12 protein-coding genes are annotated in these 17,077 nt (G+C 60.6%); 8 read left to right on the top strand and 4 right to left on the bottom strand.

The window, feature by feature from the left end:
* Positions 1-54 precede the first annotated feature (54 nt).
* A complete protein-coding gene (locus tag NKH12_RS12670; protein ID WP_352953418.1) occupies positions 55-1,353 on the top strand; it encodes a VpsF family polysaccharide biosynthesis protein in 1,299 nt (432 codons plus the stop codon).
* 18 nt (positions 1,354-1,371) lie between these two features.
* Here NKH12_RS12670 and NKH12_RS12665 read toward each other — a convergent pair whose 3' ends face one another.
* Positions 1,372-2,670 (bottom strand): glucosamine inositolphosphorylceramide transferase family protein, encoded by a 1,299-nt coding sequence (locus NKH12_RS12665; protein ID WP_352953417.1) that lies wholly within the window; start codon positions 2,668-2,670, stop codon positions 1,372-1,374.
* A 344-nt stretch (positions 2,671-3,014) separates the two neighbouring features.
* Here NKH12_RS12665 and wecB point away from each other — a divergent pair, with 344 nt between their 5' ends.
* From wecB to NKH12_RS12650, 3 genes are read left to right on the top strand one after another with little or no spacing between them, the layout of a single operon-like run.
* Entirely contained in the window at positions 3,015-4,169 is a 1,155-nt protein-coding gene (gene wecB, locus NKH12_RS12660) for a non-hydrolyzing UDP-N-acetylglucosamine 2-epimerase (RefSeq protein WP_352953416.1), read from the top strand.
* Entirely contained in the window at positions 4,162-5,499 is a 1,338-nt protein-coding gene (gene wecC, locus NKH12_RS12655) for a UDP-N-acetyl-D-mannosamine dehydrogenase (RefSeq protein ID WP_352953415.1), read from the top strand. The genes wecB and wecC overlap by 8 nt, the downstream gene beginning before the upstream one ends.
* Complete coding sequence (locus NKH12_RS12650; protein ID WP_352953414.1) at positions 5,496-6,299, top strand: WecB/TagA/CpsF family glycosyltransferase; 804 nt, start codon at positions 5,496-5,498, stop codon at positions 6,297-6,299. The genes wecC and NKH12_RS12650 overlap by 4 nt, the downstream gene beginning before the upstream one ends.
* A 110-nt stretch (positions 6,300-6,409) precedes the next feature.
* Here NKH12_RS12650 and NKH12_RS12645 read toward each other — a convergent pair whose 3' ends face one another.
* Entirely contained in the window at positions 6,410-7,849 is a 1,440-nt protein-coding gene (locus NKH12_RS12645; RefSeq protein WP_352953413.1) for a lipopolysaccharide biosynthesis protein, read from the bottom strand.
* Between the two features lie 152 nt (positions 7,850-8,001).
* Between NKH12_RS12645 and NKH12_RS12640 the strand changes: the two genes are divergently transcribed.
* Positions 8,002-9,120, top strand: a complete 1,119-nt coding sequence (locus tag NKH12_RS12640; RefSeq protein WP_352953412.1) for a glycosyltransferase family 4 protein — start codon at positions 8,002-8,004, stop codon at positions 9,118-9,120.
* A 107-nt stretch (positions 9,121-9,227) separates the two neighbouring features.
* On the opposite strand, the gene asnB is transcribed toward NKH12_RS12640, so the two are convergent.
* Both asnB and NKH12_RS12630 read right to left on the bottom strand, forming a co-directional pair.
* The gene (gene asnB, locus NKH12_RS12635) at positions 9,228-11,117 is read right to left on the bottom strand and encodes an asparagine synthase (glutamine-hydrolyzing) (RefSeq protein WP_352953442.1); all 1,890 of its coding nucleotides are present in this window, start codon (positions 11,115-11,117) and stop codon (positions 9,228-9,230) included.
* 279 nt (positions 11,118-11,396) lie between these two features.
* Entirely contained in the window at positions 11,397-12,638 is a 1,242-nt protein-coding gene (locus NKH12_RS12630; RefSeq protein WP_352953411.1) for a glycoside hydrolase family 5 protein, read from the bottom strand.
* 117 nt (positions 12,639-12,755) lie between these two features.
* On the opposite strand from NKH12_RS12630, the gene NKH12_RS12625 reads away from it, so the two are divergent.
* The 3 genes from NKH12_RS12625 to NKH12_RS12615 all read left to right on the top strand — a co-directional run bounded on the left by NKH12_RS12625 (position 12,756) and on the right by NKH12_RS12615 (position 17,023).
* Positions 12,756-14,663: a heparinase II/III family protein gene (locus NKH12_RS12625; RefSeq protein ID WP_352953410.1), complete on the top strand. Its 1,908-nt coding sequence runs from the start codon at positions 12,756-12,758 to the stop codon at positions 14,661-14,663.
* Positions 14,664-14,900: 237 nt separating this feature from the next.
* Positions 14,901-15,896, top strand: coding sequence for a sterol desaturase family protein (locus tag NKH12_RS12620; RefSeq protein WP_352953409.1), 996 nt, complete (start codon positions 14,901-14,903; stop codon positions 15,894-15,896).
* Positions 15,893-17,023 carry a GNAT family N-acetyltransferase gene (locus tag NKH12_RS12615; protein ID WP_352953408.1) on the top strand — a complete coding sequence of 377 codons (1,131 nt, stop codon included), beginning with the start codon at positions 15,893-15,895 and terminating at the stop codon, positions 17,021-17,023. The genes NKH12_RS12620 and NKH12_RS12615 overlap by 4 nt, the downstream gene beginning before the upstream one ends.
* The last annotated feature ends 54 nt before the right edge of the window (positions 17,024-17,077 follow it).

Here is a 17,077-nt window from a genome sequence, read left to right as displayed (position 1 = left end):
TGCACGGATCTCGTTGGCCAGAATGCCGCTTGAATACTCCCACTTGGATGGGCCATGAGCTTTCCCGCTGCCGCATCGGAACGATTGTTGTCCAGTCAGGCGCGCCGTCAGAACGCGCTGTCGATTCTGTTTTTCCTATGCGCTGCGTTGGCGTTCCTTCTCCGCTTCACGGTGTCTCCGCAGATTATGAACATGGTCGTCGACTATACGGCCGACGGTGGTTCATTCTATGAGAAACTGCATTTCGGCACCTATGCTATCTTTCTGCTGCTTCCTTTGGTGCTTTTCAGCCGGCCGTTTCTGCTGCAGGGCGACGAAATTGGAATCTTCAAGGCTTCGCTGCTCTATTCTGGGCTGATTTTCGCGCTGGTGCCGTATTTGTTCATCACCGGCCGCGCCGGCTCCTCCGGGTTCATCATCGATACCTATCTGGTGGCGGGCGCCGCAGGCCTGTTGATGCTGGCCTTGAACGCGGAAGTGCGGCGGGCGTTGGGCGACGTCGTGCTTGGGATGGTGATCCTCAGCGCAGTGATGGGCACGATCGAGGCGGTGACTCAACATCGATTTCTGCCGTACGGTCTCAACGAACTGCAGTTCAGGCCAATCGGCCTATCGGCGCACCCGCTGGCCCTAGGCGCGCTCTGCGCCACAGCCATCGGATTCGTACCGCTGACGCGCTGGCGCATATGGGTGCGGGTGCTGGCGATCTTCGTATTGCTCGTCGGCTGTGCTGCATCAGGCGCCCGCGCCGCCCTGTTGCTCGCTGCCGGAGAAACCCTCATTCTGCTGATGTTCGTGCCTTGGCCGCGCCTGACTCTCAAGCACCAGCGGCAGGCCAAGTCTGTTGTGCTGCTGTTCGCCGTGGCGGGCGGTGCAGTGCTGGTGGCCATACTGTTTTCGGGCGGGCTGCTGAATCGCTTCGGCAACACGATCTTTGACGAAAATTTCATGGCTCGGGTGACGATCTACCAGGTGTTCGGACTTGTTAGCTGGAAAGACATCCTGTTTGGCATGAATGTCGACGACCTGCTGGCGATCGTTAACGAGAAGCTGCATCTGCCCTACATCGAGAGCGCTCCGGTGGTCATCGTCATGCTGTTCGGCTTGCCCATAGCCGTGCTCTTTATCGCGCTGGTATTCTGGTTCATTTTCCGGCTGCTGCGCGGGGCGCCGCTGCCGGCATGGATCGGCACGATAACGTTCCTGCTTGCTGCGCTATCGAACAACGCGCTTTCGTCAAAATCGCCGGAGATCACCATTATCGTGGTGCTGCTGCTTGCCTATAGAAACCAACCGACGAGCATATTGTCGGCCACGGCTGCATCCGAGCCAAAACTGGATCGGCTTGGATAAGCACAGACTCCAAACGCGTCAGCCCGCGCTATCCACAACCTCGACATTGCCTGCACGGTTAAGCGTGTGAATGCCCGCGCGGGCCCATGCCGGTCCCGGGCCGATCGGGCGGGGCAGCGCAAAACGGACATCGAGTTCGTCAAGCCTATCCAGCCGCATTAACCCGAGACCGCTGCCATAGGCTCTCGACCCGTTTTGCACCGGCAGAACTACGGCGTCACCCTGGCGAATAAAGGCGCCGCCGGGCCGAGCGGCCGAGTGATCGACGGCGACGGGATTGAGCGCATGCGCAACCCACGGCCCGCGCAGCGAGGGTGCGGAATAGACGGCCATCGTATCCGACGCGCTGCCGTAACCGAACCGCTCCGTCCCCAACAGCCAGAAGCGCCCATCCGATTCGAGCAACGTGGCGTCATTGAAATCCTTGTCCGTCATCAGCACGGTGTCGCGTACCCAGCGATCTGGAAACTGCGCTGCGCGGTAGAGCACAAGCTCGCGCGCCGCCGCACTTTCAGGAATCATGAAAATCTCGCCGGCATGAGCGAACACCTGCGGATACGACAGGTGGTGCGCTTCCTCCAGCACCACCCTCGGCACGCCGAAGGTGCCGCCGTCAGCCAGTTCGGCGACAGAAATCATTCCGCGACCGGAAGCGTAGGGAAATTCCTCGACAAACAGATAGTGGCGGCCATCGCGCTCGAAGACGAATGGATCGGCATAGAATCGCTGGCCGTCGTCCGGGAGGACGGTGAACGGCATACCGTCGAGTTGCCCCATTTCGGCGACACCTGGCCCGTCGATCAGCCGATAGGCAACCTGCCAATAGAAGGGGCTCCGTCCAAGTCTGAGTTTTTGCACGGCGCGATCGACCAACCCCCTGCAGAAAAAGGGCAGATAGTGCCGGACAAAACCGCCGTTCCTCAGGATCGGCGCCGGGTTATCGGCAATCGGCACAAGTTCGCCCGCGGAAAAACGGGCGACACTTTGCGCAACCAGCGAGATGGCCCCAGCGAGCAGGTCGTTGCAGCTGCGAGACAGCCAGAGCCGGTCGCTGAGCATCGGTCGCCCCCGGGCGACTGTGACGCCATCGAGGCGAACGGCAAGTTCGGGCAATCGCCCGCTCGCCAGCATCTCGGCCGCACCGGCGGGGAAGGTGCTGTGGCCGCAAAATTCGAGCGTCAGAACCGGCGTGCCTCGTCGTGCGGCAGTGCCGGTGAGATCGATTACGAGGTCGGCTGGACCGGAACCGCCAGACGGCAACGGTTCGGAGCGGCTTGCCAATGAGGGACCGAAGCGTCGGCTCTCGATCGCCAGCACGGTATCTAGTCCGCGTGCGATCGGCGCAGGCGCAGGCGCGCGGCAACTCGAAACCACGTGACCAGCTGCGTTCAACCGCACCAGAAGCTCATTTTCCCAGCGCCGAGATCCGATGGTGTGGCAGATAATTAAAATATTAGTCAATCGAATATGTTCTTTTTCAAGACTACTGTGCCAGGATACCTATCGGGTTAGGCTTTCATAAGAGTTACCGGGGAGAACGCGGGCTTGGCTGTTAATCATATATTAAGATTTAAGGTCACCGGGGCGGCTTCTGCCGCTATTATAGCTCTTGTGGCCAATAATCAGCAGGTCGCGACGCCTTCTGGCGACCAGGATCAGCAATGAACGTCCTTTCACATCCGAAACTGCCGTCCAGGCAAAAGCTGCTGATCGTGTTCGGCACGAGGCCGGAGGCGCTAAAATGCTTTCCGGTGGTGCGTGCCGCGCTTGCCCATCCGGGTTTTGTTACCGAGACATGCATCACCGGCCAGCATCGCGAGATGGTCGACCAGGTCATCGAACTGACCGGCTTGCCGGTGCATCACGACCTCAACATCATGCAGCCCGGCCAGACATTGTTCGATGTCACCTCGCGCGTGCTTCTGGGTATGGCCGAAGTGCTGGAGAAGGCGAAGCCCGATATCGTCCTCGTGCAAGGCGACACGTCCACGGCGATGACTGCGGCTCTGGCTGCCTTCTACAGGCGCATCCCGGTCGCCCATATCGAGGCAGGATTGCGCAGCCACGATATCAACTCTCCCTTTCCTGAGGAACTGAACCGCAAGATTGCCGGCGATATAGCGACCTGGCATTTTGCGCCGACCATCCAGGCGCGCGACAATCTCATCGCCGAAGGAAAGGCTGCGAACACCATCTTCGTGACCGGCAACACGGTGATCGACACGCTGTTGCATTTTTCCGGCGCGATCGACGCCGACAAGCTGATGAGCGCCAAGCTCGCCGCCCATTTCCCGTTCCTCGATCCCGCCAAGAAAATGATCCTCGTCACCGGTCATCGCCGTGAGAATTTCGACGGTGGCATCCATCGTATCTGTACGGCGCTGAAGGGATTGGCGGTGCGCAAGGACGTGCAGATCGTCTATCCGGTCCATCCCAATCCCAATGTGCGCTCGGTGGTCAACGCAGAACTGGGTGGCGTGCCGAATATCCACCTGGTCGACCCGCAGGACTATCTGCCGTTCCTGTTCCTGCAGAAGCAGAGCTATCTGGTGCTGACCGATAGCGGCGGCGTGCAGGAAGAAGCGCCTTCGCTCGGCAAGCCGGTGCTGGTGATGCGTGAGAATACCGAGCGGCCCGAGGGGATCGCGGCGGGTACCGCCCGTCTCGTCGGCACCGATATCCAAAAAATCTTGTCGAATACCAACATCCTGCTCGACGATCAGGCCGCCTATCGCGGCATGGCGGAACGACACAACCCGTATGGCGATGGCCGGGCCAGTAACCGGATCGTTGAGGAATTGCTGCATCATGGCTGAGATCAAAATCGTTTCCGTTATCGGCATGGGCTATATCGGCCTGCCGACGTGTGCCATCTTCGCCAGTCGTGGGCTCGACGTCATTGGTGTCGACGTCAACGAAGCGGTGGTCGAGAAGGTCAATCGCGGCGAAATCCACATCGTCGAGCCGGACCTTGATGGTTTGATCCAGAAGGTTGTAGCCAACGGCAAGCTTAGGGCTTTCAGTACGCCGCAGCCGGCGGACGCCTTTGTCATCGCGGTGCCGACCCCGATGACCGAGGATCACAAACCTGATGTGAGCTATGTGCTCGCGGCGGCACGAAGCATCGCCTCCGTGCTGAAGCGGGGAGACCTTGTGGTGCTGGAATCGACATCGCCGGTCGGCACGACGCGCATCATGACGGGACTGCTTGCCGAGTTGCGGCCCGATCTCAAATTTCCTCTCGTGCATGGCGAAGAGGCCGATGTCCTGGTCGCCTATTCGCCCGAGCGCGTGTTGCCGGGAAAGGTCCTTACCGAGCTGATCAACAACGATCGTTCGATCGGCGGACTGTCGCGCAAGTCGTCGGAACGCACCGCGGCACTCTATTCAACCTTTGTTGCCGGCGACCTGTTCACGACCCAGGCCGAAAGCGCGGAACTGGTGAAGCTGACCGAGAACGCGTTCCGCGACGTCAATATCGCCTTTGCCAACGAGCTTGCGGCAGTGTGCCAGGATCTGTCGCTCAACGTCTGGGAGGTGATCGATCTCGCTAACCGGCACCCTCGCGTGAACATCCTGCAGCCGAGCCCGGGCGTTGGCGGCCACTGCATTGCCGTCGACCCGTATTTTATCATCGACGCCGCGCCCAACAGCACGCGGCTGATGGCTTCGGCACGCCGGATCAATTCCGAGCGTCCCCTGTCGGTGGTCAGGGATATAGAAGCCCTGCTCGACCCTTCCCGCAAGCAGACGATCGCTTGTCTTGGCCTCAGTTTCAAAGCCAACATCGACGATATGCGCGAGAGTCCGGCTGTCGAGGTGGTGAAACTTTTGTCAGATATTCCCAACCTGAAGATCATCGCGGCCGAACCCAACACACATAGGCTGCCGCATGAACTCGAGGGTAAGGGCATCGTCTTCACCGATGCGCTTTCCGCCATCGACCAGTGCGATATCGTCGTCCTGCTGGTCGACCATCGGCAGTTCAATCTGGTTGATCCCGAAGCGCTCAAGGACAAGAAGCTCATCGACACAAGGGGTTTGTGGACCTGGCGCAAAGCACGCAAGCCCGACGCCCGCATCGAAGGCAAGAAATCAGCGCTCGAACACCTGGCACTTCCTGCAAGTGCAGAGGAGGCCGCATGAACGCGCACGACCCAGCATGGTCGCAGCATCGCCTGTTGGCGTCACGGCGCCGGGAATTCCTTGGCGCGCCGATCCATGCGTTGACCATGGCCGAGACGCTGGCCATCGCCGATGAGGCGATGACCCTGCGGCGGCCGCTGCATCATGTGGTCGTGAATGTCGCCAAGCTTGTGAACATGCGCAACAATACCGAGCTGCGGGAAGATGTTGCGAGGGCGGATGTGATTAACGTCGACGGCATCGGCGTGCTTTGGGGGGCGCGTCTTTGCGGCGTCGCGCTTCCGGAGCGGGTAGCGGGTGTCGACATCATGATCAATCTGCTGAGCCTCTGCGCGAATCGTGGTTTCAAGCCCTTCCTCCTGGGCGCCGAACAATCCGTTCTCGATGCGGTTAGAATGCGACTTGCCAGGGATCATCCGGGTCTCGTCGTCGCTGGCATGCGCAATGGCTATTTCAAGCCGGAAGACGAGGCCGGCATCGTCAAGGCGATCAATGCTTCGGGGGCCGACTGCCTGTTGGTGGCGATGCCGACGCCGCGCAAGGAGCGCTTTCTCAAGCGCTATCGTGACGAACTCACCCCGAGTTTTGTCATGGGCGTGGGCGGCAGTTTCGATGTCTATGGCGGCAAGGTTGCCCGGGCGCCAAAACTGGTTCAAGCGGCCGGTCTGGAATGGTTGTTTCGCGTCGCACAGGAGCCGCGACGCTTGTGGCGCCGTTACTATGACACCAACACTGCCTACGCAGCGCTGCTGTGCCGGGAGTTATGGGCTCGTCGGGGACGCCGAAAGGTCGATCTATAAGTAGCGATTACCCCAACAAACGGGGCGGCCGCCTGGGGCTACAGCATCGGTCCGACGTCGGAACCGCTTTTCAGGACCACGGCAACCGGATTCAAGATACCATCGCGGGTCTATGCGAGCCGTAACCGCGCCCTCAGCTTGGCTACGAATTGCATCGCGGCGGCGGGATAAAACAGCCAGGTCAGCCCGAAGAAAACTACTGCGCCAGCGGTGCCGCCCGCGACGAGCGGGAAGATGGCTGGCATATCGCGAAGTAGAGCGCTGGCAAGGCTGGCGGCCAGCCCGGTGCTAAGCGAGATGACGACCGAAACGCCGATGTCGCGCCACGGCACCGGCACCGGCGTGAGCCGTTCGCTGATGATGATGCAGGCCAAAAGGCCTGCCAGCGATCCGCCCGCCAGCGCCAAAGCAGCGCCGACCTCCGCTATCGGCGGGATCAACAGCACGGACAGTGCGATTGTCGCCACCGAGCCGAAGGAATTGGCGATGATCAGCAGCCACGGCCGCTTGTGCGCGTGCACCACGGTGCCATAGACGAAGCTCGCGAGATTGGCACACAGCACGCTGAAGGCGATGATCGGAAAGAGCAGGCCGAAACGACCGTGATATTCGGAGGGCAGCAAAAGCTGCGTGATATCGCTGCTGAGTGCGACCAGCATTGCTGCGACCGGCAGGCAAAGGCGCATCATCAAGGCCATCAATTGCGACAGCAGCCGGCCCGATGCCGCAGGCCCGTCGTCGTCGAACCGGCTGACCACCTCGGGAAAGGCGCCCATGTTGATGGAGTTGGCGACCATGTCGATCGGCTGGCGGGCCAGTGCATAGGCTGCGGCGAAGATCGCCACCGCGCCGGCATCGTAATAGATCTTGAGGACCACACGCTCTGCGCTGTGCAGGCCGAAGCCTACCAGCGCCATGATGACCAGAGGCACGCCGAGGACGAAGAACTCTTTCTGGGTGAAGCGTGGCGGACCGGCAACGATGCGTCGGGATGCCATGATGCCCGCCACGATACCGGCAATCAGCACACCGAGGCTCGAGCCGAGCGATACCGTCAGAAAGGAATCTTGAAACATGAGGATGGCGCCGATCGGCAGCGCGAGTTGCAGCACGGCGCGCAAGAACTCGAGCATCGAATAGACCGAATGACGCTGCTGCATCTGCAGCACCGTCAACGCGAAGCGGCCGATGGCACCGGCGATCAGATAGCTGCAGACGGCGGTCGCGAACTCGATCCAGCGCTCCGGCACGATCACTGCGGAGGCGGCCACGGATATAATCAGTGCCAGGGCCGTGCTGGCAAGCAACACCCGCCCGGCCAGCATCAGGCTGCCGCGGCTGACGTCGCCTTTGCCGCCAAGCCTGAGCAAAGCGATGCGCAGCCAGTTGGTGACGGCAACGTCGGTCATTTCGCCGACGGTCACCACCAGGGTCAGCAGGCCATACTCGGTCTGATCGATCAACCGCGTCACGATGACCAGCAGGAGCAGCGCGGAAATCCGCGTCAGCAGGATCGCCGGGGCATAGATGAGCGTGGAGCGGAGCAGCAAAAGGTTTTCCCCGGAAATTCACCTTCGATTAACCGTCGACCGGCGGAAAATCCAGCGCGATGACGGCAAAGGGTGAACAGATTCAGTTTGAACTAACGGATTTGTCGTAAACCTAGTTTGAAACCTTTGCTTTGTAGTTCCGAAATGGAGTCATGTTGCAGCGTCTGATTCACAATCGAAAAGTGCATGTCCTTGTCGCGACGCCCTCGGGCGTTTCGGGGCAGGGAGGCATCGACCGCATCATGGGGGCGCTGAAGCAGGAGTTCGAGCGGCAGGAGATCGCCGACATCGATGTACGCTTCCTTGCCAGCCGCGGCTCGGGGCACGTCCGGTTTTCGATTTTCTATATGGTTGACTTTTGCTTGCGGATGCTCGCGGCGCGTTTGGCGAAGCGCGCCGATGTCATCCACATCAATATATCAGTCTCCGGCAGCACCTATCGCAAGATGGTGATAGCCGCCTGCGCACGGCTGCTGTCGATACCCTATGTCCTGCACTTGCATGGGGCGCAGTATGAGACATTCTGGAAAGATGATCGCAGTTTCATGAGCCGCCGCATCGAAGCTCTGTTCGAGCGTGCCGGTCGGGTGATCGTCTTGGGCGGGCTTTGGCGCGACTTCGTAGCCAGCCGGGCACCGGGGGCGGCCGGCAAAATTGTCATCGTTCCCAACGCCACGGCGGTTCCCTCCTTGGCGCGTGTCGGTGGCGGCGATCATGTCCATATCCTGTTCCTTGGCCGCATCGGCGACCGTAAGGGCGTCCCGCAATTGCTGGATGCACTGCACCGCATGGAGCCGAGCAAGAGTTGGCGCGCCACGATCGCCGGCGATGGCGACGTCGAGGCCGCACGGATGAGAACGGCCGAACTGGGCCTCGCCGAGCGCATTACCCTTCCTGGCTGGGTCGGGCCTGACGAGGTCGCTTCGCTGATCGCTTCGGCGGACATTCTGGTGCTGCCCTCCTTTGCCGAAAACCTGCCCGTCTCTGTCATCGAAGGCATGGCTGCAGGTCTCGCGGTAGTGACGACGCCTGTCGGCGCCGTGGAGGACATCATCACCAACGAGCAATCCGGGTTGCTGGTGCCGCCCGGCGATGTTGCGGCGTTGACCGAGGCGCTGACACGGCTGGTCGAGAATCCGGCATTGAGAGCCAGGCTTGGTGCTGCCGCGATGGCCGTGCATCGGGAACGGCTTGAGCTCGCACCGTTCGTCGGCGCGATCTGCGACATCTGGAGGTCGGTCGCGTTAAAAGCTCAATCGGTCAAGCGCTGACGCTATCCTGTAAACGTGGACGCTGAGCTTGCGCGCTGTCGCTTGAGTGCGCAGATGAGCCCAAGACGAGCAGCTGCGGGTCGAGCGCGATATTGATCCCATTGGCGTCACTGCGGCGCTCCAAGCGCGAATTCGCGATGAAATATCTCCAAATTCAACAGCGCCCATATTAGCTTTTCGTGGTCTGCGGCACCCTTGGTGTGCTCCGAGACGATTTGATCAAGGTGTTTCGCGCTCAAATAGCTGCGAACGACTGAATGAGAGGAGCAAAGATGGTCGTGCACGTAGTTCCTCATCGACCCGCGAAACCATTCGGCGACGGGCACCTTAAACCCGATCTTGCGGCGGTTGAGAATTTCCTCAGGAAGCATGTTGGCCATGCTGTTGCGCAAGATCAGCTTACCCTTCCGCCAACCCACCTTGTAGTGATCGGGCAGTTTGCTGACGAACGCAACCAGATCGCGATCGAGGAACGGCATTCTTCCTTCGATTGAACCGGCCATCATCATCCGGTCGCCTCGTTCCAAGAGATTGTCAGGCAACCACGATGTCTGATCGAAAAACAGTGCGCGGCGAAGATGGGATGCCTTCGCGCTTGAGGAGAACGGGAAGTCGTTGCGTTCATTGCGGCAATTGGCCGGCGCACCGATGAGGCGACCGTGTTCCCGCGCAGTCATGGCCCCAAACCAGGAGATCATCCGAGTGGCAAAGTCCCTTTCGCCCGCGCTTCGGGCAAATGTATCGAACTTGGCCGATGCGCCAGGCATGGCGCGTATCAGAGGGGCGAGGACGTTGTTGTGGAGCAAGGCTGGAACGAGCGACCGGTAGATTCCAGCTAATGACTCTGCGCGATGTTTGGGATACCCGCCGAGAATCTCGTCTGCCCCTTCCCCTGTGAGCACCATCTTGACGTCCTGCGAGGCTCGCTCAGACATCAGGTAAATTGGAATGTCCGAACTTTGTGAAACAGGCGCCCCCAGATGGCGAATCAACTTGGGCAGGTGGTCAATCAGGTCGTCCGCCTCAATGACCAATTCGCAATGATCAGCCTTGAAATGATCGGCGACGCGTCGGGCGAATGGAAGTTCACTGTAAGCCGGTTCGCTGAAACCGACCGAAAATGTACGAATGGGCTTGTCGCTGTGCTTGGTCATCAGGGCTACGATCGCTGACGAGTCGAGGCCTCCGGAGAGAAAGGCGCCAAAGGGTGCATCGCTGCGCATTCTGATCTCGACGGAATGGTCGAGCAGTTCCAGAAATCGCCGCTTGGCGGTTTCGTCGTCGATATCCTCGGTCAGATCTGTTTGATCCGGAGGCGTATAGTAGCGCGTTTCCGTCACGGTCCCTTGCGACCAAACGGCATAGCTTCCGGGGTTTAGTTTGCGGATTTGTTTGAAAAGCGTGCGCGGTCCAGGCACGTAACGCCAGCGCAGGTACTCGTGGACAGCGTCCAAATCGAGCTGCTGCGCATTTGGCTGCGATGACAACAACGCGTTGATCTCTGAGGCAAAGGACAGCAATTTTTCGCTTTGCATGAGGTAAAGGGGCTTTTTGCCGAAGGGATCCCGGCCGAGGACCAATTCGTGCCTCTGAGCATCCCAGAGCGCAAAAGCGAACATGCCGCTCAACCGGTCGAACATGGACAAGTGCCACTGATCATAGGCTCTGAGCAGCACCTCGGTGTCGGAGCGCGTTCGAAAATGATGACCGAGGCCGATCAGTTCTTGGCGCAACTCGATATAGTTGTATATTTCGCCGTTGAAGATAATTCTGAGGCGACCGTCGTCGATATGCATCGGCTGATTTGATTCGGCGTTTAAATCAATAATCGCCAGCCGGCGGTGCACCAATGCCAATTGGTTCTGGCCGGTGTTCAAGTCCAAGAACTCGATGCCTTCGGCATCGGGACCACGATGCCGCAATGTGCTGGACATTCTAGCGGCCCGATCTTGTGGATTCTCGACCCTCGGCCCGATCCAGCCGGCAATTCCGCACATCATCTCTTCCCTGGGCGCGCGTATTCGCGTCGCTGTCTACGACGAATGTATTAAACACTTGGTTGCCGACGAACCGGATCGCGAGGAGAAAGCCGCCAAGGTGGTTTAAAGCTGGGCTTGACCGGTTCGATCAGGCTCTGCCGGTCCTGAATGAAGTGCCACCGGCGGTTGCCGCCGGAGGCGGCAGCTCTTGCCGTTGCGTGATTGATCACTAGCTTGTGGCGGGACAGGATTGGCGTTGCCGCCCGGCTGCTCCTCCGCGAAGAGCGGTAATGGCAGCTACGGCAAGCCCAGTGCCCGTAACATCTCCGAGTCCGGGACAGCAGGCCCTTCCTGCCGCATAACGGTCATCCCATAGGGATTGGAGAATTCCCAGACGGACCATGGTATCGCAAAGCGTTCCGCCTGCTGGCGCACCGCCTTGAGATAGCGCAGCCGATCAGCGTCGAACGCGCCCATGCGGCCGTCCGCAGACATGAGGATGACGCCGAATTCGCCCATGAAGAGCCGTCTGCTGGGAATGCCATGGGCCTCGGCCCAGTCGACCGCCTGACGGAAGCTCGCCTCGAGTTGGCTCGGGCCCCAATTCTGCTCGAAATACCGGGCGACTGCTTCACGCGCCGCGACCACGTTCATCACCTGCTCGACCGGGCTCAGGCCGGCGGCGTCCATCTGCGCCTTAAGGGTTTCGGTCACCTTTTCGGGCGTACTGCTGTCGGCCGGCCAGGGCAGGCCCGAGGCGAAGGCGCCTGTCCCGTCGGACCGCTGGTGCGTGAAACTGTGCGGCTCGTACATATGGAAGCTGTAGTAGAGGTTCGGATCGTCAAAGCCCGGGGTGAGATTGACCAGCCCGGCAATGCTGCCGCCACAGGCGCCTGTTACGACGATGGTGAGTTCGGTGCTGACTGCGCGAATATCGCGGACCGTGTCTGCCATGATCCGCTGCCAGTCATCGCTCCCGCTCGAATCGCAGGGGTAGTATGCCGGCTCGTTGTAAGGCTCGAGGGCTACCTTGTCGGTGCCAACCTTGACCAGCATGGTGGCGACCGCCACGACCATTTCGCGATAGCTGGCAACGCCCTCGCTGTCGGCACCGTCATAGATCGTCTCCATGCTGTAGGCCGGAACCTGGGTGACGCCGTGCAGGTCGAAAACCACCTTAAGGCCGGCCGACGTGACCCGCTCGACCGCTGCGGCAAGTATGTCCAGCGCCTGCTGCCGTTTGGCGCCTTCGCTGGCAAGCAGAGGGCCCGGGTCGACGCTCAGCCGGACGAAGTCGAAGCCCATCGATCGAATGCGCGCAAACACTTCGCCATCCGGCCAATCGGTGAGCGGCCTATGTCCAGCGCGCCACTCCTTCTCGCTGCGATAGGGCGGCCAACGGTAGGATCCATCGTCGTCTACCGACGACCAGTTCAGCCATTCATGCACGCCAACGCCGCGCTGGAGCGGGATCGGCGCAGCATTGGCAGCTATCGCCATGCCGAGCACCCACGCTGCAACCCACGCCATCCTTCCCATAGCCACTCTCCGTATCATGGTCGGAGATATTAACCGCAGGATCGGAAAAGGAGGATTGCGGTCGCGCGGCTTTTCGACAGCATGGTATATAAGAATCGAACCCTTGGCGGAGCGCGTATGAGAATCGGCTGGTACATCAACCGGTTGCGCAGCATGGAGCCGGCTGAGGTGTTGCACCGGCTGGGCGAGCAGCGTCGAAGGATCGCGTCGCGCCGCCGCGACGACGGCTGGGAGCGCTATGCTTCGCCCCAGTTGCACCCGGTGCTGCGTGGATCGCGCGATGCTGCGCTGGCTGCGACACCGGAACAACGGCAAGCCATAGCGGCGGCGGCGCAAAACACGCTTGGGGGCCAGTTTTCCGCACTTGGGCGGACATGGCCACGGCGCGACTCCGATCGGCTGTTTCCTCCCGAGCTTTGGCGCCTTGATCCGGTGACCGGCAGGCTTTGGCCGGGTCCCGAAGCCCATACTTTCGATATCGATTTTCGCCATGGCGACGATCGCGGCGACGTAAAATATGTGTGGGAGATCAACCGGCTGCAGCAGTTGCCGCCACTGGCCGTCCACCTGCTTCTCGCCGGCGACGACCAGTCCCGGATGGCCATAGAGGTGGCGATCGACAGTTGGCATTCAGCCAATCCGCCGTTTCGAGGGGTTGGCTGGGCCTCCGGCATCGAAGTAGCGCTGCGTGCCATCAGCCTGATTGTCACCATGGACCTCGTCGGCGACCGACTGGGCCCGGCGACATGGCAGCAAGTGGGTGAAATACTGGCGGCAAGCGCCTATTGGCTGCCGCGGTTCCCTTCTCGATTTTCCTCCGCCAACAACCATCTCGTCGCAGAACTGGCTGGCGAGTATCTGATCGGCCTGGCGTTGGGAACCGAATCGGACGCTGTCCGCGGCGCCCTCCTGGCTGAGGCGCGCAAGCAGATTCTCGCCGATGGCGCCGGTGCCGAGCAGACCCCGACATATGCGGCCTTCACCGCCGAACTCATTTTGCTGTGCGCCGCTGCGGCACGCCAGGCCGGAACGCCGTTTCCCTCGCCCGTCGAAGCGCGTCTGGCCGCATTTGCCGATTTCGTCGGCTGGCTCCCACCAGCCGCCGGCTTTGGCGACAACGATGAAGGTCGCGTGCTGACGCTCGGGGACGAACCGGACTATGTCCGATCCGTCGCCGCCGCCATCCATGGCTTTCTACGGATGCCGGGCAACGCGGCGGCGCCAGACGATTTTCGGACGCTTTTCTTTGGCACGCCGTCGGGACCGGCACCGGTGTCGTATGGGCTGCAGACGTTCACGCAAGGCGGGCTCTCCGTCTGGCGCGGTGAGATGAACGGCCGCAGCATCGATCTGACATTCGACCACGGCCCGCTTGGCTATCTCTCGATAGCGGCTCACGGCCATGCCGACGCGCTGTCGCTCACCTTGTGCATCGATGGCGAGCCGGTGTTGGTCGACCCCGGCACCTGGCTCTACGGGTCCGGGGGCGTCTGGCGCGACTGGTTCCGCTCGACACCGGCGCATAACACGCTGAATATCGAGGGCAAAAGCCAAAGCATTATCGCCGGGACGTTCAACTGGTCGCACAAGGCGGTAGCGGCATTGGTGGAGAGCGAGCCGGGAACGCACTGGAAGCTCTGCGCCCGGCATGACGGGTATAGAAGCCGCTTCGGTGTCGTGCATCAGCGCACCGTGACGCACCTGGCCGACGGGATCGTCGTGACCGACCAGCTGCTCGGCGGCAGGCGCGTGGCCGAGGTCGTCTTTCAACTCGCAGCCGGCCTCGGCACCAACCGGGACGGAAGCGCGATCATAGTGCTGCGCGGCGACGAGCCGCTGATGGCCATTCGCTTTCCGGACGCTGCGGTCGACATCCGCGCCGGCGGCGACGCACCGGGGCAGGGCGGCTGGGTTTCACCGCGTTTTGGCGCGAGGCAGCCAGCCGAACGCATCGCCTGGCACGGCGAAGTGGGCGAAGACGGAATTAAGATCCACCTCGCGGCAATCCCACCGTTGCAACGATAGCGACCGGCGCAGCAGCAGAGCGGGCCATCCGCTGTTCCAGCCGTATTCGAGATTAATTACGTTCCGACATTTAGCGTTTTGTTACGGTTGAACTGCTAGTCTGGCGCAAATCCGGCATGCTTTGCTCGTTGCAGCCGCAATAGCCACCTGGTTGCGGGCAACATGCAGTGGGTTTGGCAAGTTTTTTGCTTCGCTATTCGCCGGTAGCCATTTTACGGCCCAGGAGCCACTGCACCGATGTTTTCTGAATTCGCCAGAGTGATTGTGGAAAAGCTTTCGAACCTCAATCTGCTGACGCTCGGCCTGCTTTTTTTCACGGCACTGGGCAGCGCGATGATCGCTTACTGGCGAACTGTCGCGCATAAGTCCCTCAGGGACTTTTTCGATTTCGCTTTCCCGGCGGAAGTCATCCTGCACCCGTCGGCGCGAGCGGATGTCCTATTTTGGGTCACCAAACGGGCGATAATGCCTTTCCTGCTCATCCCTGCCGGCGTCACTTTCGTTGCCGCCGTGGGCTATGGGACGCACCAGGCAATCGGCTGGCTCTTTGACATCCAGGCGCCGCTCATCGGCGGCCCGGCCGAACCGGTGACGATCGTCATCTTCACCGCAACTATGCTGATCGCCTACGACATTTCGTATTATCTCTACCATGTCGCCCAGCACCACTTCCCGTTCCTATGGGAATTGCACAAAGTGCATCATTCGGCCGAGGTGATGGTGGGAATCACAAAGGATCGGGTTCATCCGCTGGACGATCTGATGAACCGCATCTGGGACGGCGTCATCCCGGGCATCTGCTTCGGCATCTGGAGCCTGATCGCGCTCGATCCTGTAGAGATCGCTATTTTCGGCATCAACGTCTATGTCATCCGCAACATCCTGATGATGGACTTTGTTCGCCATACCCATTTCAAGATATCCTTCGGGCCGTTGAACAACATCATCTTGTGTCCGCACTGGCACCAGGTGCACCACAGCATCGACCCTCGCCACTACGACAAGAATTTTGGCCTGCTGTTTTCGTTCTGGGACCGCCTGTTCGGGACACAGTTCGTCCCGGATCCGGATGAAGACCTCAAATTTGGCCTGATCGATCGCGATGTGCGCGACTATCAATCGCTCTTTGGGCTTTACATCCTGCCGCTCAAGAAGATGGGGGGGCATGTCGCCAGACTGTTCCAGAGGCGTCCCGATGTCATCGCACAGCCACAGGATCGTTCAACTTCATGAACACCATTGTTTCGATTGACGCTTCGAGCGCAGAGCGCCTGGAAGTTGTCCGTTCGGCGGATCGCCTGGCTGCGATCGAAGCCGATTGGATGCATCTTTGGCGTCGCACCGATGGTCTGATCTTTCAGAGTCATGCCTGGATTTCGGCGTGGTGGAATACCGTAGCGGACCGTGACCAGCGCGCGCTGCGGATCGCCCTGGTCTGGAACGGTGACAGGCTCGTTGCCGTCTTTCCGCTGGCGATCGGCAAGCGCAAAGGCCTGCGGTTTCTCGAATGGGCGGCCAGCAGCTATACCGACTACGGCGATATTCTCGTTGCCCCGGAATGCTCGTTGTCGGCCCTGCAGGACGTATGGGCCCGGATCTGTGACGCCGGTGGCTTCGATATTGCCTTTCTCAATCATCTCCTGCCGGGTGCGGCGGTCCGCAGAATTTTCACTCCGGATACCTCCGGCGGGGTCAGGCTTCGCCCCAATCACAGAGAGGAAGTCAGTTATCGCGTCGCCGGACAGTGGGCGAGCGGAGCCGCGTGGTTCGCGGAGCAGTCGAAAAAGACACGGCAGAACTATCGGCGCGGCGTCAAGGCGCTGGAAGAAGCCGGGGAAGTGAAATTTCGCCTGCTTGCGCCAGACGAGCCACTGCAGCCGGTACTGGACCGGCTCTCTGCCCTGAAGCGCAGATGGCTGGTGGAGCGCAAGCGTGAATCCGAACTTTTCGAAGAGGGAGCGCCGGTGCTCGCCGCACTCGTCGACGCGTTGGCGCACGCCGGCGTGCTGCACATTTTCGTACTTGAATGCGATGGCGCAATGGTTGCGGTCTCCATCAACTTCGTCCAGCACCACACCATGATGGCGTTCGTGACCACTTTCGATCCGGATTTCAGCCAAGCGTCGCCCGGCATGATCCTGATGATGGACTACATACAGTGGTCGATCGATCACGGCTTGGGCACGGTCGATTTCCTGTGCGGCGCGGAGTCGTTCAAGCACAAATTCGCAACGCAGGGCGTTGTCCTCCAATCCGTCCTCGGGACGCGCACGGCGCAAGGCTCACTCGCTTCTCTTGCCGATCGTATGCGTCAGAGGGTCCGGCATGCACGCGGGCGCGGACTGGTGCCGACAGCTTGATTTCGTCTTGATCGGCGCCGGAACGCCGTGTCCGACATGCAATGGCAAGCGGTG

It is taken from the genome of Mesorhizobium sp. M1322 (assembly GCF_040318085.1).
GTDB lineage: Bacteria > Pseudomonadota > Alphaproteobacteria > Rhizobiales > Rhizobiaceae > Mesorhizobium.
This window is presented reverse-complemented; position numbering and strand designations above follow the sequence as displayed.